Annotated in this window: 17 protein-coding genes and 5 pseudogenes; 8 read left to right on the top strand and 14 right to left on the bottom strand. The window is 68.1% G+C overall.

Going from position 1 to position 18,582, the window contains the following annotated elements; genetic code table 11:
- Window positions 1–10 precede the first annotated feature (10 nt).
- A complete protein-coding gene (locus NBY69_RS15030) occupies window positions 11–286 on the bottom strand; it encodes an acyl carrier protein (protein ID WP_250301410.1) in 276 nt (91 codons plus the stop codon).
- 3 nt (window positions 287–289) lie between these two features.
- Window positions 290–1,165 carry an ACP S-malonyltransferase gene (locus NBY69_RS15035; RefSeq protein ID WP_266645291.1) on the bottom strand — a complete coding sequence of 292 codons (876 nt, stop codon included), beginning with the start codon at window positions 1,163–1,165 and terminating at the stop codon, window positions 290–292.
- A 395-nt stretch (window positions 1,166–1,560) separates the two neighbouring features.
- On the opposite strand from NBY69_RS15035, the gene NBY69_RS15040 reads away from it, so the two are divergent.
- Complete coding sequence (locus tag NBY69_RS15040) at window positions 1,561–4,824, top strand: BTAD domain-containing putative transcriptional regulator (RefSeq protein ID WP_250301412.1); 3,264 nt, start codon at window positions 1,561–1,563, stop codon at window positions 4,822–4,824.
- Window positions 4,825–4,982: 158 nt separating this feature from the next.
- Here the strand turns inward: NBY69_RS15040 and NBY69_RS15045 are convergent, their stop codons facing one another.
- Entirely contained in the window at window positions 4,983–5,126 is a 144-nt protein-coding gene (locus NBY69_RS15045) for a hypothetical protein (protein WP_266645295.1), read from the bottom strand.
- An 11-nt stretch (window positions 5,127–5,137) separates the two neighbouring features.
- On the opposite strand from NBY69_RS15045, the pseudogene NBY69_RS15050 reads away from it, so the two are divergent.
- A pseudogene (locus tag NBY69_RS15050) lies at window positions 5,138–5,251 on the top strand (winged helix-turn-helix domain-containing protein); the annotation flags it as partial.
- Window positions 5,252–5,262: 11 nt separating this feature from the next.
- On the opposite strand, the gene NBY69_RS15055 reads toward NBY69_RS15050, so the two are convergent.
- The 4 genes from NBY69_RS15055 to NBY69_RS15070 all read right to left on the bottom strand — a co-directional run bounded on the left by NBY69_RS15055 (window position 5,263) and on the right by NBY69_RS15070 (window position 8,771).
- Window positions 5,263–6,045 carry an isoprenyl transferase gene (locus NBY69_RS15055; RefSeq protein ID WP_250301413.1) on the bottom strand — a complete coding sequence of 261 codons (783 nt, stop codon included), beginning with the start codon at window positions 6,043–6,045 and terminating at the stop codon, window positions 5,263–5,265.
- 226 nt (window positions 6,046–6,271) lie between these two features.
- Window positions 6,272–7,759 (bottom strand): MFS transporter, encoded by a 1,488-nt coding sequence (locus NBY69_RS15060; RefSeq protein WP_250301415.1) that lies wholly within the window; start codon window positions 7,757–7,759, stop codon window positions 6,272–6,274.
- Between the two features lie 128 nt (window positions 7,760–7,887).
- Window positions 7,888–8,247 (bottom strand): hypothetical protein, encoded by a 360-nt coding sequence (locus tag NBY69_RS15065; protein WP_250301416.1) that lies wholly within the window; start codon window positions 8,245–8,247, stop codon window positions 7,888–7,890.
- A gap of 47 nt (window positions 8,248–8,294) precedes the next feature.
- A complete protein-coding gene (locus tag NBY69_RS15070; protein ID WP_250301417.1) occupies window positions 8,295–8,771 on the bottom strand; it encodes a nuclear transport factor 2 family protein in 477 nt (158 codons plus the stop codon).
- A gap of 293 nt (window positions 8,772–9,064) precedes the next feature.
- Between NBY69_RS15070 and NBY69_RS37525 the strand changes: the two are divergent.
- The 3 genes and pseudogenes from NBY69_RS37525 to NBY69_RS15090 form a co-directional block, all read left to right on the top strand.
- Window positions 9,065–9,610 (top strand): annotated as a pseudogene (locus tag NBY69_RS37525) (transposase); the annotation flags it as partial.
- A 432-nt stretch (window positions 9,611–10,042) separates the two neighbouring features.
- Complete coding sequence (locus NBY69_RS15085; protein ID WP_250301756.1) at window positions 10,043–10,615, top strand: GNAT family N-acetyltransferase; 573 nt, start codon at window positions 10,043–10,045, stop codon at window positions 10,613–10,615.
- A gap of 360 nt (window positions 10,616–10,975) precedes the next feature.
- Complete coding sequence (locus NBY69_RS15090) at window positions 10,976–11,194, top strand: hypothetical protein (protein ID WP_250301419.1); 219 nt, start codon at window positions 10,976–10,978, stop codon at window positions 11,192–11,194.
- A gap of 9 nt (window positions 11,195–11,203) precedes the next feature.
- Here the strand turns inward: NBY69_RS15090 and NBY69_RS15095 are convergent, their stop codons facing one another.
- Together NBY69_RS15095 and NBY69_RS15100 are read right to left on the bottom strand one after the other, a co-directional pair.
- Window positions 11,204–11,890, bottom strand: a complete 687-nt coding sequence (locus NBY69_RS15095; RefSeq protein ID WP_250301420.1) for a transposase — start codon at window positions 11,888–11,890, stop codon at window positions 11,204–11,206.
- Window positions 11,891–12,013: 123 nt separating this feature from the next.
- Window positions 12,014–12,844 carry an SDR family NAD(P)-dependent oxidoreductase gene (locus NBY69_RS15100; RefSeq protein WP_250301421.1) on the bottom strand — a complete coding sequence of 277 codons (831 nt, stop codon included), beginning with the start codon at window positions 12,842–12,844 and terminating at the stop codon, window positions 12,014–12,016.
- A gap of 306 nt (window positions 12,845–13,150) precedes the next feature.
- On the opposite strand from NBY69_RS15100, the pseudogene NBY69_RS15105 reads away from it, so the two are divergent.
- Window positions 13,151–13,504, top strand: a pseudogene (locus NBY69_RS15105) (site-specific integrase); the annotation flags it as partial.
- A gap of 12 nt (window positions 13,505–13,516) precedes the next feature.
- Here NBY69_RS15105 and thrS read toward each other — a convergent pair.
- The 4 genes and pseudogenes from thrS to NBY69_RS37360 form a co-directional block, all read right to left on the bottom strand.
- A complete protein-coding gene (gene thrS / locus NBY69_RS15110; protein ID WP_250301422.1) occupies window positions 13,517–14,752 on the bottom strand; it encodes a threonine--tRNA ligase in 1,236 nt (411 codons plus the stop codon).
- Between the two features lie 179 nt (window positions 14,753–14,931).
- Window positions 14,932–15,162, bottom strand: coding sequence for a transposase (locus NBY69_RS15115; RefSeq protein WP_250301423.1), 231 nt, complete (start codon window positions 15,160–15,162; stop codon window positions 14,932–14,934).
- A gap of 417 nt (window positions 15,163–15,579) precedes the next feature.
- Window positions 15,580–15,702: pseudogene (locus NBY69_RS15120) on the bottom strand (DUF1214 domain-containing protein); the annotation flags it as partial.
- A 32-nt stretch (window positions 15,703–15,734) separates the two neighbouring features.
- Window positions 15,735–15,971: pseudogene (locus NBY69_RS37360) on the bottom strand (transposase); the annotation flags it as partial.
- Between the two features lie 162 nt (window positions 15,972–16,133).
- Between NBY69_RS37360 and NBY69_RS15130 the strand changes: the two are divergent.
- On the top strand, window positions 16,134–16,742 hold the full coding sequence (locus tag NBY69_RS15130) for a helix-turn-helix transcriptional regulator (RefSeq protein WP_250301424.1): 609 nt from the start codon (window positions 16,134–16,136) through the stop codon (window positions 16,740–16,742).
- Complete coding sequence (locus NBY69_RS15135) at window positions 16,739–18,052, top strand: MFS transporter (RefSeq protein ID WP_250301425.1); 1,314 nt, start codon at window positions 16,739–16,741, stop codon at window positions 18,050–18,052. Before NBY69_RS15130 ends, NBY69_RS15135 begins: the two co-directional genes overlap by 4 nt.
- A 32-nt stretch (window positions 18,053–18,084) precedes the next feature.
- Here NBY69_RS15135 and NBY69_RS15140 read toward each other — a convergent pair whose 3' ends face one another.
- Complete coding sequence (locus tag NBY69_RS15140; RefSeq protein WP_250301426.1) at window positions 18,085–18,579, bottom strand: ATP-binding protein; 495 nt, start codon at window positions 18,577–18,579, stop codon at window positions 18,085–18,087.
- Window positions 18,580–18,582: the final 3 nt, after the last annotated feature.

Raw genomic sequence — 18,582 nt, forward strand, 5'->3', positions numbered from 1 at the left:
GTCTCCTTGCTCAGTGATCGTCGCGGTCTCGGTGGCCGTCGTGCTCAGCGAGCTTCTTCGCCACGAAGGCATCGATGGCCTCCAGCGAAGAGAAGATGTTCTTCAGGAATTCCTCGTCCGTCAGCTGAAGCGAGAAATCCCTTTCAAGAGCGCTCAGGAGCTGAATGTATCCGAAAGAATCCATCACCCCCGCCTTGAAAAGATCGGTCTCAGCGGTCAGTTCACCGTCGAACTCCACGAGGAACTGGTCCTCGATGAGCCTCTGTATGTGCTGCTTCCTGTCCATGTCTCACACCCCGCTCTTACTGAGGGCGTTCCGGGCGCCGGCCTTCGCGATGCTGTTCACCATACGGAGAAGGGAGTTGCCACCTATCTCCTCGTACTCAAGACCGGGATCGAGGGCAAGGAGGTACCGGACACTGTCGACCCATCGCACCGGCTCCACGAGCTGTCTGCTCAGCATCTCCGGTATCGCACCCCGCTCGTAAGGCCGCCCCGTCACATTGGAGATCACGGTCGTTCTGGGCTCCGCGAACGTGAACTCCCGGAGGAAACTTTCGAATTCGGAGCGGACAGGCTGCATATGGCGGGAGTGGAAGGCGGCGCTGACCCGCAGCGAGGCGAAGCGGATGCCCCGCGCCTTCAGGGAGGCGTGGGCGGCACGCAGTGCGCTGTCGCTGCCGGCGATCACGACCTGGGCGTCGGTGTTGTAGGCCGCCACGTCCACCCCCTCGACGCCGTCCTCCCGCAACACGTCCAGCAGGCGCGGAGCGGGGGTGTTCATGACCGCGCTCATCCCGCCGCCCGACGCCGCCGCCATGAGTTCGCCGCGCTTCTTGACGAGCCGCAGACCTGTCTCGAAGTCGAAGACCCCGGCCGCCAGGAGCGCGTTGTACTCCCCCAGACTGTGCCCGAGGCAGTAGTCGGCAAGCGGGCCCTCGCGGCGCTCACGCTCGAAAGTGGACAACGCGTTGACGGTGAACAGGGCAGGCTGTGTGCACTCCGTCCGCGAGAGCACGTCGTCCTGATTGTCACGGCAGCGGGATACGAGGTCGTACCCCAGGAGGTCGCAGGCGAATCGCGTCATGCCCGGATAGCGGCCGAAAACATCTGCACCCATCCCCCGGAACTGCGCTCCTTGCCCAGGGAAGAAAATCGCGAACACCGTGATGCCTCCATGGTCTGCGCCGGTGGTTGGCCCACGCCACGCGGCGATGTCGGTTCCGCACATGCTGTGTCACCCCCCTTGCGGTCCACTGGCCGGAATACTGATGACCCGACTCGATCTCTTGTCCGGATCCTTGCCTGTCGGCTGCCGTTCGCTTGCCGGTTCCATCGGCATACAAAGAGAAGCGCATTGCCAATTCCGTGATCGTTTATTGGCCATTCATCAGCCGAATCACCTGACAGAACACCCATTGTTCTAGGATCAATTCGCCGGAGAAGTCTCCAGCGTGAGAACGAATGGGGCCGAAGATGTCTGCACGTCAGGCTCAGAGCGCACCACTGCCTCAACCGTCGGCCGTCCACTCCGGACCGGCGCTGCAGGTCCTGGGGCCCATGTCGGCCCAGTACGGAGGGCACGACGTCCCACTCGGCCCGCCACGTCGCAGGGCGCTGCTCGCCCTCCTGCTGATCAGGCTGGGCCGGGTCGTCCCCACCACCGTGCTCGTCGAGGAGTTGTGGCGGGAAGAACCGCCCCGGCGGGCCGTCGCCACCCTGCAGAGCCATATCTCCCACCTGCGCCGGGCACTGGCGCCCGCGGCCGGCCCCGACCGGTCGGCGGTCCTCCGCTACCGGGCCCCCGGGTACGTCCTCGATCTGCCTCCGGAGCAGGTGGACGTCCACCAGTTCGAGCAACTCTTCTCCGCAGGACGCCGTTTCCTCGCCCGCCAGGATCCCGTTGCCGCCCGCGACCGGCTCACCCGGGCGCTCGAACTGTGGCGCGGCTCCCCGTATGCGGAGTTTGTCACTCACCAGCCGCTCGCCGACGAGAGCACCCGGCTGGAACAGGTCCGGCTCACCGCACTGGAGGCCTCCGCGGAGGCCGGTCTCGTCCTGGGCAGGACCGCGGAGGTGGTCACGGAACTGGAACGCGAGGTGCGTCAACACCCCTCCCGGGAGCGCCTGGTGGGCCATCTGATGACCGCGCTGTTCCGGTCGGGCCGTCAGGCCGAGGCGCTGGAGGTGTACGAATGGACCCGCAGCTATCTGGTCGAGGAGTACGGCGTGGACACGACGGCCGAACTCCAGCGGCTGCACACCGCTCTGCTCCGTCAGGAACTCGGTGAGCAGCGGTCACACACCGTGCTGAGTGACGATTTGCTGACCAGGGCCACCGAATTCCCCAGGCCCGTCCGGACCGTGCTGTCCGGCGGAGCGGAGCGGGTGGCAGAGGCGTCTCCCGTGGCCGGGAAGACCGCCATGCGCAGTGTGGGGAAGCCGCAGGAGCCGGGCCGTACGGCACCGGCCACGTCCATGGCCCCCGGGCTCCCGCCCTTCGAACCCGTGCTGCCCCCGCCGTTGACAGGCCGGGAGCGGGAGTTGCGGCGCCTGGTCGCCGCAACGGCCGGTGCGGCGACGGGTCGTGGACGTCTTGCCTGCGTGTTCGGCTCGTCCGGGCTGGGCAAGTCCCATCTCATGATGGAGCTCGTCCAGCGCCTCCAGAGTATCGACGAGGGCATCGAGACGATCCGGAGCAGCTGCTTCTCCGGTGAGGGAGTCCCGCCGTACTGGCTGTGGACCCAGGTGCTGCGCCGGCTCTCGGCGGCGCGCCCCGACGCCTTCGAGGCCGCTGCAGCGCCGTTCGGCTCACTGCTCGCCTCTCTGCTGCCCGGACCGCAGGCCGGGACGGGTGCCAGGAGCGGCCTGGACCCCGACGGCTCGCAGAGCCCCTTCCGCACGCACGACGCGCTCTGCGAAGTACTGCTCGCGCTGGCCGCGCAGCGTCCGCTGGTGCTGCTGCTGGAGGACGTGCACTGGGCGGATGCCGTCTCCCTGGATCTGCTCCGGCTGCTGGCCGCCCGCCGCCAGGGGCATCCCCTCAGCATCGTGCTGACGGGCTGGGACCTGGAGGCCTGGCCCGATGCCTCGCGGTTCCGGGTGATGACCGAGATACTCAAGGGCCCGGACGCAGAGATCCTGCGGCTCGCCGGTCTGGCCCGCACGGACGTCGCCACGCTGGTCGACGCGCACGCGGGACCGGGCGTCGACGAGCGGGTCATCGACGCACTGCACCGCCAGAGCACGGGCAGTCCGTACTTCGTCCTGCAGATGCTCTCCCTTCTCTGCGACGCCAGGGACCTGCGCGAGCCCGGCGCCACGGACGAAATCCTCACCCTGATAGTGACGTGCACGCGCAAGGTACTGCGCCAGGAGTTCGCCATGCTGCCGGAACCGCTCCTGCGGCTCCTCCGGCTGTGCGCGGTCGTCGCACCCGATATCGACCTGGATACGGTCTGCCGTGCTACCGGCTGCAATTCGGCCATCGCCATCGTGGAGTCGGCCATCCGGTACGGCCTGCTCGCCCCTGACCGGCAGCGCGCCGGACGGCTCCGCCTCGTCCCTCTGCAGGCTCAGGAGGTACTCATCGGCGAGCTGAAGGACGAGGAGCGCCAACGACTGCACGCCCGGTACGCCGATGCCCTGTCCCCGCACGGCCAGGTCGGCAGCGATCCGGAGGACATCGATCGTGTCGCTCACCACGCCTGGCTCGCCAGGGACGTCATGCCCGCGGAGCGGGTGCTGCCCTGGCTTCTGCGCGCGGCCGAGAACGCGGAACTGCGCCTGGCCTCCGAGGACCGCGAGATGTGGCTGCGCCGCGCGGTCGGCACGGCCGGTTCACTGCCCGACGGCACGACCGCCCGCGATCTGGAGCAGCGGCTCCACCTGGAGCTGGGCCATGTGCTGGGCCAGGTACGCGGATTCGGTGACGTGGAGGCAGAGGAGGAGATCGCCCGGGGACACGCCCCGCGTACGACGCCTCATACGCCGGACGACCCGGCGGTCCTGTCGATGCTGGCCATGTCGCTTCTCGTCCGCGGCTGTTACGACGAGTCACGGCAGCTGTCCGGCCTGCTGAGGAACATCGCGGAGCGTACCGACGGCCCGACGGCCCGGCTCGGCGCGGCGTACGGCGAGGGTATGACGCTGTTCGTCCACGGGCACCTGCCCGATGCGCTCGAAGAACTGGAACGCGGCGCGGAACTGGCGGAGCGCCTCGCCTGTGAGGGCCGATTACCGGACGCGATCTACCGGTCCGACCCACGTGTCTACTTCCGCTGCTACTGCGTCTTCGCCCGCTGGTTGCTGAACGACCGCGCGGCGGCGGCGGAACAGCGCCGGCGCCTGCTGCGGCTGACGAGGTACGACAGCAGGCCGTGGGACCGGGCGCAGGCTCTCTACGTCGACGCGGTCGTGGCCGCTTGGGAAGGCGACGTGGAGACAGCGCTGACGTCCGGGACCGAGGGCGTCGGGCTGGCCGCCGAGCACGGGCTGTACTACTGGAAGGCGATGCTCCATCTGCCGCTGGGCTGGGCCCTCACGTACACCGGCCACCTGGAGGGGATCTCCGACATGCGCAACTCGCTGGCCGAACTGCGGCGGTCCAGAACGAACATACGTCTTCCGCTGCATCTGGGGCTGCTGGCCCAGGCCCAGCACCACGCCGGACAGCGGGAGGACGCCGTGGACACCCTGCGCACCATGGTCGCGGTGGTCGAGCACCGGCGCGAGTACGTGTACCTCAACTCCGCGCTGCCTGCCACGCACCTGCTGCACGAGCTTCTGGGCCCGGAGCCGGCAGAACCGGTACTGCCGGACTGAGCGGTGCTCCGCGCCACTGCCCGGTCCGGCTCGAAGAGGAGCCCGGCCGCGGGCCCGCTGCACCACTCGGAGAGGCAGCCGCCCGCTGCGGCCCGGCCAGTCGGCCACCCCGCCGGCCGGATCGAGTACGCGCGTCCCCACGGAGGCCCGAGCGCCGGCTACGCGTCGCGCCTCTGCAGCAGCAGGCCGCCGGCCAGCAGCGCGGCCGTGGCCCACGCGGCGAGCACGCCCAGGCCGTCCCACGGGCCGATGGGCATACCGGGCAGATCTACGGTGGCCTGGACCGCGAGTCCGGCGGTCATGGGCGCGATACACGGTCACGGTGACCATCAGCCGTCTGCGCCGCAAACTTGGCGACCCTCCGGTCATCGCCACCACACCCGGCGTGGGGTATCGGATCATCGACCCGGCTGCCCCACCCGGCTGAGCGGCTAACGGTCACTTGCCGAATCGCCGTTCACGGTTCGCGTACGAGCGAAGTGCGCGCAGGAAGTCCACATGGCGGAACGCCGGCCAGAAGCAGTCCACCCAGTGCATCTCGGCGTACGCGGACTGCCAGAGCAGGAAACCGGACAGCCGCTGTTCCCCGGAGGTTCGGATGATGAAGTCGGTGTGGTCGGCCGTTGGCGAGTACAGATGCCTGGAGATGTCCTCGATCTCGAACCGTTCGACCAGCTCGGCAGGGTCCCCACCGGCAGCGATGTGTTCCTCGAAGGCGCTCTTCACCGCATCGACGATCTCCCGTCGGCCGCCGTAACCGACCGCGACATCCACCTTGAGTCCGCCGCGCCCCACAGTCGCGGCGGTGGCCTCCTTGAGTACTCGGGCACTTTCACCAGGAAGCATGTCGAGCGAGCCGATCACCTGGACCTCCCAGGGACGACCTGCGGCCGTGATGTCCCGGACGGTCTCTTCGATGATCTCCAACAGCGGGCCGAGTTGTTCGGCAGGGCGCCCGAGGTTGTCGTCGGAAAGCATGAAGAGGGTCACGTGCTCGATTCCGTCGGCAGTGCACCACCCCAGGAACTCGGTCGTCTTGGCGCCGCCCGCCCGGTACCCCTCCCGCACGTCCGCGTGGCCCGCCTTCCGAGCCCAGCGCCGATTGCCGTCGAGCATGATTCCGACGTGCTGCGGGCGTGGCAGCCCAGCCAGAGTGGCGGCCAGTCGGCGCTCGTACACCGCCTCTATCGGCCGTCGGAGAAATAGCGGGAGCAGCCTCATGAACGATCTCCATCGCGTTGTGGTTACGCTCCGCGGACCTTACCAGGGGCTCTTCGGTGAGGTCCGCGAGCATCCTGAACAGCACTGCCACACGGGATACTTGGCCAGGAGAAAGCGCCGCGGTGGGCCTGTTCCGCAGGGAGATACATCAGTTCGGGGAAGAAGCCGACGACTCGGGGAAGTGCCGGACGCTCCGGGCCCGGGAGCACTCAGAATTGGCGAATCGTCAGGAAAGTGCCTCGGTCCGCGTGTTCGCACCCGCCCGCACGTTCTGCCGCGAATCCCTCGCCCCAGCTCCCGGCTTCGGCAGCGCGAGAGCGAGGAAGAGCGCAATCACCGAGGCTCCGCAGGCGATGAGGAAGGCGATCCGCATGCCCCCGTCGCTGTAGAAGTCGTAACCCCCCTCCACGGCCGCGATATGCCCGTTCAGTACGGCGAAGGCGACAGCCGGCAGAAGGGCGGCCAGGGTGCTCTGGAACACCTGGACCATGCTCGACATCGACGCCTGGAGCTCGGAGGGCACCGCATCGATGACGAGGTTCGGTGCGGCGGCGTACGAGACTCCGAGGCCGAGCCCCTCGATCAGTGCCCACACCATCAAGGGCCCCTGGGCGTCGTGCCGGAGAGCGGTGAGCGCGGTGCCCACGACCAGCAGGGCATGACCGGTGATCATCAGGTTGCGCGGAGCGGTCCTGCGCATGGCCCGCCCCACGAGATACCCGCCGACCACGGCTCCGGCCGCGACCGGCACCTGGAACAGGGCGTACCCCTTGGCATCGACACCGAAGCCGTACCCCAGGCCGAGGGCGAGCGGCGACATGCACATCGTCGGCAGCAAGGCATTGAACACACCGGTGTTCGCCGACGCCAGACCGGCGGTGAGCGCGGTGAGGACCATCGGCCGACGCTTGAAGAATCGGATATCGATGAGCGGGTTCCGGCTGCGGAGGGCGGAGACGATCCACACACCGATCAGCACCGCTCCACCCGCCAGGACCCAGACTGTCGGTGCCGCACCCCATCCCCATTCGGGGCCGAAGCTGACGCCGATCAGCAGACACGCCAGGCCCGCGCCGAGCTGCAACGCACCGCGGAGATCCAGCCGGGAGCGGTTGCGTACGGGACTCTCGTCCGTGGTCAGCGCCAGCGGCGCGAGCAGCACGGCGGGCACGAGGGCGAAGAACCAGAACACGCCGCGGAAACCCCAGTTGCCCATCAGCCAGCCGGTGATCCAGGGCGCGGGGATGTTGATGAGGCCCATCCCCGCCGTCATGAGTGAGACCGCCATCGGCAGGATCCTGGACGGATACACGTCACGCATCAGGGAGTACCCGAGGAAGGTGCAGGGCACGAGCAGCCCCTGCAGCGCCCGGCCGGCGATGACGACCCCGAAGTTCGGCGCCAGCGCCGTCAGCAACGCCCCGAGTGTGGCTCCGGCGACGGCGAGCACCAGCACCAGGCGCTTGCCGTACGTGTCGGCGAGCTTCCCGGCGATCGGACTGACCACCGCGCCGACCAGGAGGAACGCGGTGAGCAGCCAAGCGCTCTGGTGGGTCGCGTAGTGCGCGCTGATCTCTGACCGCGCCGTCGACGTCATCTGGTAGTTGGCGGCTATGAGCTCCTGGACGCCGACGATCGAGGCGAAGGAGAGAACGAGGCGGGGCGTCCAGCCACCACCGGTTGCTGGAGGACGTGCGGCGCCATTCTTCACCATGCGGACGGTTCCTCTCGAACGCACCAAACAATCGTTTGTTTGAGTCGAGGGTCAGCTAACATCCTCACGCCGGGCAGGGTCAACGGAAATGATCGTCAGTCGGACGAGGAGTTCGCGTCGTCCGTGCCTCACGAACCCGGCGACCGGCGGCGCTCACGCCGAAGACGGTGCCGCTCGGCGCACCGGGCGGCCCAACGGGCACATTCGGTGCCGAGTCCCAGCAGCAGAACGAGCAGGACTGCCGCGGCCATCACCATCCGGGTGGTCGCGGTCACCAGCAGATCCGCCCAGTAGAACCCGACACCGATTGCGCCGAAACCGGCAGTCGCGACAGCCAGGACCAGGCAGAAGCGGGCCGTTGGAGCGGCGGTGCGCTGCTCCGCGGCCCACTGTTTGAGGCTCTCCGCGAACCAGTACCCGGCAAGGAGCAGCACATCGAGCATCGTGATCCAGGCCGCCACGAAGATGTCCAGGACCCAAGAGAGCATGAGCGCATCGTCCTGCGGCGCCCTCTCCCCAGCTTGAGTACAACTACTCAGAAATGAAGGGCACTTGGTTCTTCCGTAGAACGGGGACGCGCGGGGAAGGCGATTCCGAGGGCGTCGAGGACGGCCAGCGGGTCGAGGTAGTCCCGCCAGTGCGTGATCCTGCGGTCCCGGATGGTGATCACGGAAACGAAGTGGTTGTCGTACGCCCGGCCCGTGCCGACAGCGCGACCGTGCACCACGTATTCGAGGACGACGACGGAGGTCTCGCGGTCATGATGGACGGCGAGCCCGTCGGCGCTCTCCGCGACCATGGTGTCCCCGTACCCGCGGTACAGCTCGGCCAGGGCGTCCCGGCCGTCGATCCTCCTCGGGTAGCCGGGCACGGTGACCACGTACTCGGTGACGGCGTCCTCGGTGAACCAGTCGAAGAAGTGGTCCCCGTCGACCAATCCGTCGAGCCCTTCCCCGACAACGCGGAAGAACGGATCCAGCGCTTTGAAGTCGTCCAGATCCTTGGCGGTCATGACGATCCCTCGATTCCTGAGGTGAGTGGGGGCACGGGGAAGCCCGGACCGGAACCGGCATCTTCCTCGTCAATCGACGTTACGACGGGATCAGGACAGCTCCGGTCCTGATGAGGCTCCGCCAGCACCTCGACACGCCTGCTCCGCGGTGACCCGCATCAGGCGGCGGCCCGGTGCCGGAGATATATGAGAGGGCGGTGTACGTGGCCTGATGTCCGGTTCGGTTTCGCCGTGTCGTGTGACTGTGGGAACTCTCAGCCGGTCGACGGGCTCGGCCGTGCTGGAGTGGCGGGGTGAGCGACCGCAAGCCCTGCAAGAGCGACCTATCCGAGGAACGCTGGGTGCTGATCGAGCCGGTGACCACTGCATGGAGGGCGAAGCACCCGTCCGTCAGCGGCCGTCAGGGCAGCTACGAGATGTGAGAAATCGTCAACGCGCTCCTGTACCCAGTCCGGACCGGCTACCAATGGGACTACCTGCCCCGCGACCTGCCACCGCCCGGCGCGGTGACGTACTACTTCTGCAAATGGCGCGACGACGGCACCGACGAGGTCATCCATGACCTGCTGCGCTGGCAGGTACGTGAGAGCCGGGGACGATTAGCCGACCCGAGCCTGGTGGCGCTCGACACCCAGAGTCTGCATGCCGCCGCGGGGGTACCCGCGCCCACGACCGGGCGGGACGCGGCCAAGAAGGTGCCGGGTCGCAAGCGGGGGCTGGCCGTTGACGTGCTGGGCCTGGTGGTCGCCGTGGTGGCGCTGGCCGCTTCCGTGCACGACAACGCCTTCGGTACCGCGTTGCTGGACAAGGTCGCCGCGGGGACCTCTGACCGCGCTGCTGGACGGACTCGCCCAGGCCGTCGAGCACATCACTATCACCCGCAAGACGCTCCTGGAACTGCCCGACGAAACGCCCTTGGCACCGGCCACACCGACTCCGGCCCTGCCGGACGGCCCCGCCTACCAGCAGATCATGGCCGTTTCGCCGAAGCCGACGCTCCGCTACGGGCGAGGAACATGTGCGAGGCGATGGACCTGAATCTCGTGCCGAACAACATCAACAACGTCCGCATCAAACTGAAGCGCCTGACCGGGGGCAGAATCCTCGATGCGACCGGGCCGGGACTGTTTACCAGCCCGCGACCGTAACCGCCCGGCAAACCCATCACCGGCCCCCTCATCGTTCTGCCAGCCCGCCGAGGAAGCCCGTTGCGAGTGAGCCGCATCGGATGTCTGATTGATCGGCCACCGATCACGGGATGGAACATGAATATGTCGCTGCCCGCCCCCTCGTTGCACACTGCTCGCCTGCGACTGCGTGCCTTCGAAGACGCGGACGCGAACGACCTGTTCGCGCTGCAGAGCAACGCCTACGTGTTGCGCTACTGGGACGATCCACCGTGGACCGAACGCGCGCGCGCCGAGAAATTCATCACCCGTTGCCGAGAGATGGAAAAGGAAGGCACCGGGGCGCGGCTGGCCGTGGATCGTGTCTCCGACGGGGCGTTCATCGGCTGGTGCACCCTGAACAGGTGGAATCCGGACTTCCGCAGTGCGTCGCTGGGCTACTGCTTCGACGATGCAGCGTGGGGCCACGGTTATGCGACCGAGGCCACGCACGCTTTGCTGCGGTGGGCATTCGACACGCTGGACCTGAATCGCGTCCAGGCTGAGGCCGATACGCGCAACGTGGCTTCTGCCCGCGTGCTGGAGAAGCTCGGCTTCGTGCGTGAGGGGACGTTGCGGGAAGACTGCGTTGTCAACGGCGAGGTCTCTGATTCGTGGGTCTACGGGCTGATCAGGCGGGAGTGGCGGCCGTCGTCCGAGTCGGCTCCCGCCCGCTGAGTCCCCTTGCCCGGTACCTGGTACCGACCACGCCCCGAACCACTGATCACTGCGCCTCATCCAAACTCAACCACGAACCGGGAAAAGGCTCCCATCTCGCCCCCTCAGAGGCCCTGAAGGCAATCACCGAAGACTTCGAGCAACCGCACGGCTATCCTCCGGGCGCCAACGAGGTCCGGCCGACCGGTCACGACGATCAGGCCGCGGTTCGCCTGCTTGCCCAAGTGAGTCTCGCTCCTGCCGACCCGGTCACCTTCTACGACAGCATCGGTGATGTCACCTGGGCGGACGTCGGCAACGGCTACTTCGTTGCCCCGGCAGAGGAGGTCCTTCTGCAGCTGGAGGAGTACGGCGCTGTCGATGGGCGCGGGCCAGAAGGCCCGCGGCCTGGTCATCGGCTCGAACGGAGGAGGCCAGTCGTACGTCGTCGTCCCTGGTGGGGCGATCTACCGGACGCGAACAGCATCGCTGGACGAGCCTGAGCTCGACCGCGTGGTCGATGACCTGCGGCAGTTTCTGGAGCTGCTGGAGCATGTCCTGACCCAGTTCGTCGACAGCGGCAAGCCGGGATACCTCTAGGGACGGACCTCAGCGCGTCAATGTGTTAGCCGTTGTTACTTGGCCGGGGAACTCATTGGTCAGACCCCGGTATCCCTCGTCCACCTCGGCTTTCACCGTCGGGTGCTGATGGAACTGCTCGGCGATGCCTTCGCTGCGCACGCACGTCTGGTCGTGTATCCGGCCCGGGCGGATGGCCCCGTAGAACAGCACACGGCCCTGGTGGTCGCTGAGCGTGGTGGACTTCATGGTGTTCTGCCTCTTCTTGCCGGAGACGAATGGCTTGCGGCCCGGGCGTCCCGCTTGCGGTCGGCGGACCTGGACTTCGGTGCCTTCGATGCACACCGTGACGTCCTCGGCCTCGGCGTAGGCGTAGGCGTAGGCGAACAGGTCTTCCAGGGTGCGGATGCGTACTCCCGGCCGGTCGGGGACGGCGAACCCGCGGTCCGCGAGCATGGCCCTGACCTGGCGGACGGCACTGGAGACGGTGGAGCGGTCGACGCGGTACAGGACGGCCAGCGCCTGGTGCGGCAGACCGAGCCGCAGATGGACCAAGGTGACCAGCAACCGGTCGATGAAGACCAGCTTCGGCTTGCGCCCGGCACCCTCAGCCCGCTTGCGCGGACCGCCCCGCAGGGCCTCCAGTGCGGACTCGCGCGCCAACTCCCTGCGTGGCGCAAGTTCTTCGAGCAACTCGGCGAAGTGTTGGCGCCGCACACCAGTAAGGGCAGGATGGGACATGGCCGTGCGGAGTACCTCGTGATTCACACCCTGAAAACCAGCGTGGCCACCGCCATGTCACGGCTCGTGGCCATCGGTCACAGAACCCACTTCGCAAGATCATGACCCCAGTTCGGGTGATCCGGTCAGACTGCGGGTCAGCTCCATGAGGCGCTGGCGGGCCTCGATGTCGTACGCCTGCTGGTGCGCGCGAGCGTCCGTGAACTGGTCGAAGTAGCGGCCGGTAGTGGATTCCAGTTCCGGGTCGGTGATCAACCGTACGGTCGGCCGTACACCCTCGTCGATGCTTGTCGCCGGGGTGAGGCCGTATTCGCGTACGCCGTCGGTATCCATCAGATGGGCCGGGTGGAGGGTGTTCACGGTGACGCCGGTGCCGTCGAGTTCGGCGGCCAGCTCGAAACTCGCCATGATCAGCGCGAGCTTGCTCCTGCAGTAGGCGCGCAGTCCCTCGTAGTCCTGCTCCAGCATGACGTCGTCGAAGTCGATGGCGTCCTGCCCGATCGAGGCCACATTCACCACGCGGGCGGGCGCGGATGCGGTGAGCAGCGGCAGCAGATCGCGGGTGAGGGCGTGCGGGGCGAGGTGATTCACTGCGAACCGCAGCTCGTACCCCTGCCTGCTCAACTCCCGCCGCAGGGGCTCAGAGCCGCCACCGGCAACCGCGTTGTTGACCAGCGCGTCGAGCCGGGGCTCCGCCGCACGTACTTGGGCGGCCATCGCGTGCACCTGATCGAGGTCGGCCAGATCCGCGAGGTAGGTGCGGACTGCGGCGGCAGGCGCGGTGGCGCGGACCTCAGCTGCAACTGCATCGAGGCGGGTGCTGTCGCGGCCGTGGAGTAGGACGGTGCCGCCGCGTGCGGCAAGGCCGAGTGCGATACCGCGGCCCAGCCCTTGGGTCGCACCAGTGATCAAGGTGGTGTGCCTGTTCATGGTCGCGATCCTGGCATGTCTGGTGCAGCGCTCGGGAGTGTGTGCTGATCCTGGTGTTGCCACCACCAGCCGGGGATTCCCCAACGTCGTTCGCGACAGGCACCCTGCCGAACTGCCCGCCGGACCACCCGCCAACGTCACAGCACCGAACTCGTGCTCGCCCGGCACACCCCAGCCCCAATTTCACCCAAGGTCGTTAGCGCGCTGCTGGGAGTCCAGAGCGTGTGAGGCCGAGGAGACAGAACACCCTGGCCACGGGAACAAGGAGTCAGCACGGCTCAGAGGAACTCACGGGATGTCGCACAGAAGGGCCGCACACGTGGGCCGGTGTTCGTCACCCACCGCCGCCCGGGGCCGGGCAAGGTCGTCAGCCCGCGTGACGTGTGCCCGGACACCGGGCTGGCCCGGCTGTCGTACGGGCAGGCCCGCGTCCTTCTCGACGAGTACCCAGCCCGTGCGCGGACCGGGCACGGGTGGGACGTGCACGAATATCGTCACCCCGGCCTCACCCACCTGGGCGAGGCCGGGGCCAGCCTGCTGATGCTGATGGCCAAGTCGAGACACAAGAAGCCGGAGAACGACCGCCGCTACTTCACGCCCTCGCCCGACGCCATTGCGGAGATCACCAGTCTCCTCGCGCCGGGCGACAGCAGGCGCTGATCGCGACGCCTGCTATGAGGCGGGGTCGGCCCACAGGTCGGTGCTGTGGGCCCCGATGAGAGCGCTGATGTGGGTGAGTGCATCACTGACCGGCTGCGGGTCGAGTCGGCGTCCATCACGCAAGCGCAGCGCGGCGTGATCGTCAGCGGCCTCCTTGGCACCGATGACGGCTTGGTAGGGAACCAGGCGGGCCTCTCGGATACGAGCGCCCAGGCTGCCGCGGTCCGGTCCCGCGATCTGGGCACGCAGTCCGAGACGAGTGCAGCGTTGGGCAAGGGCTGCGGCGTTCGGCAGTTCGGTGTCGGAGATCGGGAGGATCACCAGCTGAGTGGGGGCGAGCCAGGCAGGGAAAGCGCCGCCGTGCTGTTCGATGAGATGGGCGACGGCTCGCTCCACACTGCCGATGATGCTGCGGTGGACCATGACCGGGCGGTGCTTGGCGCCGTCCGCGCCGATGTAGTGCAGGTCGAACTGCTCGGGCTGGTGGAAGTCGACCTGGACGGTGGACAGGGTGGACTCCCGGCCGGCGGCATCGGTGACCTGGACGTCGATCTTGGGACCGTAGAACGCGGCCTCTCCCTCGGCCGCTTCGTAAGGCAGGCCGGAGCGGTCGAGGGCGTCGGTCAGCAGCGCGGTGGAACGTTGCCACTTCTCGGGTGCGGCAACGTACTTGCCGCCGGGGCCCGGGAGGGAGAGCCGGTAACGGGTCGGGGTGATGCCGAGCGCCTCGTACGCCCGGCGAATCATCTCCAGCGCCGCCTGCGCCTCCTCGGCGACCTGGTCCAGGGTGCAGAAGATGTGCGCGTCATTGAGCTGGATGGCCCGCACCCGGGTCAGTCCGCCGAGCACGCCCGAGTGCTCGGAGCGGTACATGCCGCCCAGTTCGGCCATCCGCAGGGGCAGTTCGCGGTAGCTGTGGGAGCGGGAGCGGTAGATCACCGCGTGATGGGGGCACAGGCTCGGCCGCAGGACGACCTGCTCCCCGCCGAGGTCCATCGGGGGGAACATGTCGTCGCTGTAGTGCGCCCAGTGCCCCGAGATTTCGTACAGCTCCCGCTTGCCGAGTACCGGTGAGTACACATGCTGGTAGCCCGACCGCCGCTCGGCGTCACGGATGTACTCCTCCAGGGTGTGCCTCACGGCCGCGCCGTCGGGCAGCCAGTACGGCAGGCCGGCGCCGATCAGCGGATCGGTGTCGAACAGGCCCAGTTCACGGCCCAGTTTGCGGTGGTCGTGCTTGGTGGTCATCGCGGTCTCCTTGCTGGTTGCGGAGCAAGTGACCGGGCCTACGACAAAGCCCCGGGGCACTTGCCCCGGGGCTTCGGATCAGATCGTCTGTCAGCGCGCCGGGACACTCTCCGGCGTCGTCGTCATAGCAGCGCGCTTCATGGCGCAGACGTTAGCAGGATGTAGCGATGTCCACACGGTCATTCCTCATCAGGAGTGCCCGGGTCACTCAGGGGTCGCAGGCCGCCGGGCAGGTCAGGCAGTTGGAAGGAGTACCGGCCGAGCATGTTGATGTGGTGCCGTACAAACGGTGAGAGGCGGGCCACGTCCTCGTCACGCCGTACGCCCCCGCACCCGGGGCTCCGGCCGGACTCCTCGCCCAGCGGCGCGCCGCGCAGTGGGTGCCGGACTTCGAGCGGGATGTGCGACATCCCGTCCGTTCGCGGGTCAGGCCGATCGCGTGTCTGAACAGGGTCAACTTCCATCCCGCCGTACGGGCCGCATGGAGCACAGCAGGAAGCTGGGAGTTGTGGCATCGTCATGCTGACGCGCGAGCGGAAGCAGTGGCTCACGGCCTTCCGTAGCGCCCAGTCTGTCCTTTGTCCGATCCTCGCGAGAAGGGACAGCTCTCTTGGCATCGGCCGGTCCCGGGCGTCAGCGCGTGACCTTGATGACCGCAGGGGGACGCCAGGTGCCGTCGAGGGCTGCCGGTTCGGGCCAGTAGGCACGCAGGTAGAGCGCGAACGGTCCGGTGGGGGCGGGCAGCCAATTGGGCAGGTCTTCGTCGGCGGGCGGGCGGGGGGGCCGAAGTGGAGTGCCAGGGAGCCGTCGGCGCCCGTGCGCAGGCCGGTGTTCTTGGTGCCGAGCGAGTAGCGGTGCAGCTCGTTGCGGTGGAAGAAGTGGTGCTCGTTGTAGAGCGTCACCGACCAGAAGCCCTTCACCGGAGGGAGAGCGCCGACGGGGAAGACCAGCGTATAGCTGTGCTCGCCGGTGAGCCGGTCTTCTTGAACCCCTGGTCCACCAGCGCCTCCGTCACCGTGGAGGTCCCCGCGGCGACCTTGTCCAGCAACGCGGTACCGAAGGCGTTGTCGTGCACGGAAGCGGCCAGCACCACCACGGCGACCACCAGGCCCAGCACGTCAACGGCCAGCCCCCGCTTGCGACCCGGCACCTTCTTGGCCGCGTCCCGCCCGGTCGTGGGCGCGGGTACCCCCGCTGCGGCATGCAGACTCTGGGTGTCTTGCAGGGCTTGCGGTCGCTCACCCCGCCACTCCAGCACGGCCGAGCCCGTCGACCGGCTGAGAGTTCCCACAGTCGCACGGCGAAACCGAACCGGACATCAGGTCACGTACCGCCCTCTGAGGCTTGACTCTCGCAATATGTGAGAGGAACCTCTCACATCATGGACTCTGGTAATCGTCTGGGCGATATCGAGATCACTGATCCGCAGGCGATGCGGGCGCTGGCGCACCCGGTGCGGCTGGCGATCCTCGAACGCCTTCAGCGGCACGGGCCGGCGACGGCGACGCAACTCGCGCCCGACGTGGGAGCGACCCCGTCAGTGACCAGCTGGCATCTGCGGCACCTGGCGGGCTTCGGCCTGGTCCGCGATGCCGAGCCCGCCCCGGACCGTCGCCAGCGGCGCTGGGAGGCGGTGGCGCGCGGCTTCCGGTTCGAGGTACCGGAGGACCCGGACGACGAGGAGGGCAGGTCGGCCGCGCGGGTGCTGTCCCGGGAGATGTTCCTGCGTTCCGGAGACCTGCCGAACCGGTGGGCTGCCGAGGTCGAGCCCGAGCTCGAACCGGCGTGGCAGCGGCTTGCGGGGCTGGCCAACACCCGCGTCGTCGTGTCCGCCGACGAACTCGCCGCCATCGAGGACGCGATCCAGTGCATTCTCGCGCCCTACGTGACACGCGACGAGGCCGCGCGTCCGGCCGACGGACGTGGCGTCCGGCTGCTGCGGTACGCCCTGCCCGAGGGTGCGGAGGATCGGACGGGCGGGACGTCATGAACGCTGCAGACCAGCCCGTAGTCATATCGCTCTGGCGCGATCAGCGGTTCCGCCGTTTCTGGGCCGGCCAGTCGATCTCGCAGTTCGGCGACCGGATCACCGAACTGGCCCTGCCACTGATCGCGGTGGGGGCGCTGCGCGCTTCGGCCAACCAGGTGGCGTGGCTGACCGCACTCATCTGGACTCCGAACCTGCTCGCGATCGTCCTCGGCGCCTGGGTCGACCACCGCGTCCACAAACGGCGCCTGATGGTTCTCGCCGACCTGGTGCGCGCCGCAGTACTGCTCTCCCTCCCCGCCGCCTATCTGCTGGGGGCGGTGAGCCTGAGCCAGCTGTACGCCGTGGCGTTGCTGACCGGCGCCGCAGGGGTGCTGTTCAACACCGCCTACCCGCCGTTCTTCACCCACCTGGTGCCCCGGTCGTCCTACGTCGACGCGAACAGCAAGCTCAGTGCCAGCCGTTCCGCGTCATACGTCGTCGGCCCGGCGATCGGTGGCGTGCTGGTCCAGGCGTTGACCGCTCCCGTCGCCGTCGTCGTCGACGCCCTGACGTTCCTGGCGTCCGCGATTCTGGTCGGCCGGGTTTCGACCCACGAATCGCCGGCCGCCCCCGCCCAGGCGACACCACCACTGCTGCGGCGTGCCAGGGAGGGACTGGTGTTCGTCGTCCGTCACCCGGTACTGCGGGCGAGCCTCGGGTGCGCGGCGACCGTCAACTTCTTCACCTTCATCGGGGGCAGCGGACTGATCGTGCTGTTCGCCAGCCGGAACCTCGGACTGACCGCGGGAGCCATCGGCACGGCATTCGGGATCGGCGCCACCGGCTCGCTCCTCGGCGCGGTGATCGCCCCGAGGATCTCGCGAACGCTCGGCTTGGGCCGCAGCATCGTCGTGGGCGCGGTGTTGTTCCCGGCGCCGATCGCCATCGCCGCTCTTGCCGGTGGCCCCCTCTGGACCCGCGCCGGAGCCCTTGCCGTGACCGAGTTCCTCTCCGGCGTCGGCGTCATGCTGTTCGACGTCAACCTCAACTCCCTTCAGGCGGACGTGATCCCCGACGGCATGCGCAGCCGTGTCGCCGGCGCGTACAGCACGATCAATTACGGCTCACGCCCGGCGGGCGCCGTCCTCGGCGGCCTCCTCGCCACCCTCGTCGGCCTCCGGGCGACCCTCCTCATCGCTGCCGTCGGCGGAGCACTGTCGCTGCTCTGGCTGCTGCCCTCGCCGATACCACGCATCCATTCCCTGACTCCCGACGATCCGGCAGCTCCGGACAGCGCGGCGGACTCGGACGCGCGACCATTGCCCTGCTGACCGCCGCGGAACTGTCCGGGTCCGACGGACCGTCAGGCTGAATTGGGAAGTACTGGGGGTTCTTCGCCCTCACCCACAGGGGCTTCGGAGTGCTCGGCGATCCAGGCCAGCGTCTCCGGCGAAATCACGCCATGCTCCTGCTCGTTGTTCCGCTTGGCCAGTCTCCGCAACAACTCGTCGTGATCAGCCTGGAAGTGGACGAGCCGCCACCTGGCGCCGTGCTCCGTGACCAACTGCTTGTAGTCGTCCCGGACCGCGCGGGTGCCCAGGCCGTGATCCAGCACTACCGAACGCCCCTCCCGCAGGAGTGCGACGAGTTGTCGCCGGACGTCCTCGATCACGGGAGCCTGAAGCGCGAGGTGTTCGCGCTCGGGGTGGTCCTTGCCGATCCGTCCGTGCCGGGCCGTCATCTGGTCATCCACCGACAGACGGACGACACCGCCTCGCGCCAACGCCTTCGCGAAGGTGGTCTTTCCCGAGCCGGGCATGCCGGTAAGTAGCCATACGACGGGCTGAAGATCACTCATCCG

Origin of the sequence: Streptomyces sp. A 4/2, from assembly GCF_940670765.1 — a bacterium.
GTDB lineage: Bacteria > Actinomycetota > Actinomycetes > Streptomycetales > Streptomycetaceae > Streptomyces.

Excerpts from the sequence above, each read along its gene's own strand:
- NBY69_RS15030 (WP_250301410.1), bottom strand. The coding sequence starts at position 286 with ATGGACAGGAAGCAGCACATACAGAGGCTCATCGAGGACCAGTTCCTC.
- NBY69_RS15040 (WP_250301412.1), top strand. The coding sequence starts at position 1,561 with ATGTCGGCCCAGTACGGAGGGCACGACGTCCCACTCGGCCCGCCACGT.
- NBY69_RS15045 (WP_266645295.1), bottom strand. The coding sequence starts at position 5,126 with ATGACCGCCGGACTCGCGGTCCAGGCCACCGTAGATCTGCCCGGTATG.
- NBY69_RS15055 (WP_250301413.1), bottom strand. The coding sequence starts at position 6,045 with ATGAGGCTGCTCCCGCTATTTCTCCGACGGCCGATAGAGGCGGTGTAC.
- NBY69_RS15060 (WP_250301415.1), bottom strand. The coding sequence starts at position 7,759 with ATGGTGAAGAATGGCGCCGCACGTCCTCCAGCAACCGGTGGTGGCTGG.
- NBY69_RS15065 (WP_250301416.1), bottom strand. The coding sequence starts at position 8,247 with ATGCTCTCTTGGGTCCTGGACATCTTCGTGGCGGCCTGGATCACGATG.
- NBY69_RS15070 (WP_250301417.1), bottom strand. The coding sequence starts at position 8,771 with ATGACCGCCAAGGATCTGGACGACTTCAAAGCGCTGGATCCGTTCTTC.
- NBY69_RS15085 (WP_250301756.1), top strand. The coding sequence starts at position 10,043 with ATGTCGCTGCCCGCCCCCTCGTTGCACACTGCTCGCCTGCGACTGCGT.
- NBY69_RS15090 (WP_250301419.1), top strand. The coding sequence starts at position 10,976 with ATGGGCGCGGGCCAGAAGGCCCGCGGCCTGGTCATCGGCTCGAACGGA.
- NBY69_RS15100 (WP_250301421.1), bottom strand. The coding sequence starts at position 12,844 with ATGAACAGGCACACCACCTTGATCACTGGTGCGACCCAAGGGCTGGGC.
- thrS (WP_250301422.1), bottom strand. The coding sequence starts at position 14,752 with ATGACCACCAAGCACGACCACCGCAAACTGGGCCGTGAACTGGGCCTG.
- NBY69_RS15115 (WP_250301423.1), bottom strand. The coding sequence starts at position 15,162 with ATGTCGCACATCCCGCTCGAAGTCCGGCACCCACTGCGCGGCGCGCCG.
- NBY69_RS15130 (WP_250301424.1), top strand. The coding sequence starts at position 16,134 with ATGGACTCTGGTAATCGTCTGGGCGATATCGAGATCACTGATCCGCAG.
- NBY69_RS15135 (WP_250301425.1), top strand. The coding sequence starts at position 16,739 with ATGAACGCTGCAGACCAGCCCGTAGTCATATCGCTCTGGCGCGATCAG.
- NBY69_RS15140 (WP_250301426.1), bottom strand. The coding sequence starts at position 18,579 with ATGAGTGATCTTCAGCCCGTCGTATGGCTACTTACCGGCATGCCCGGC.